This is a genomic window from Microbacterium sp. GbtcB4, assembly GCF_019091465.1.
In the GTDB taxonomy this organism is placed as follows: domain Bacteria; phylum Actinomycetota; class Actinomycetes; order Actinomycetales; family Microbacteriaceae; genus Microbacterium; species Microbacterium paraoxydans.
The window spans coordinates 1-386 of record NZ_JAGXJJ010000026.1; the positions used below are offsets into that span (position 1 = coordinate 1).

At 38.6% G+C, this 386-nt stretch carries 1 protein-coding gene; it reads right to left on the bottom strand.

Going from position 1 to position 386, the window contains the following annotated elements; translation table 11 throughout:
• Nucleotides 1–386: fibronectin type III domain-containing protein (locus KVS71_RS17140; RefSeq protein ID WP_217585118.1), on the bottom strand; the 386-nt coding region annotated here is incomplete at both ends.

Sequence of the window (386 nt, forward strand, 5' to 3'; positions counted from 1 at the left end):
GTTCGTGATGTTAATAACGCTTGTATACTTTGTACTTCCTGTTGTCGGTGTTGTTCCGTCTGTCGTATAATAAATATCTGCTGTTTCATTTGTACTCATTGTAACTGTCATACTATCTGTAAATGTTGTTCCTGGTGTGATTGTAAGGATAGGCGGTGTTGTATCAGGCGGGATTGTATTTGTTGTCTTCACACTAATACTTGCTCCACTTGCAATATTTCCACTTCTATCTTTCGCTTTCACCCAAAACATGTATGAAGTTGATGTTGTCAATCCGCTCACATTATAAGTTGTTCCTGTTACGCTAGCTAAGAATTGAGTTCCATTATAAATTTCATACCCTGCAACATCCCCCGACACACTTGATGTCCATGTTAATGTGACTG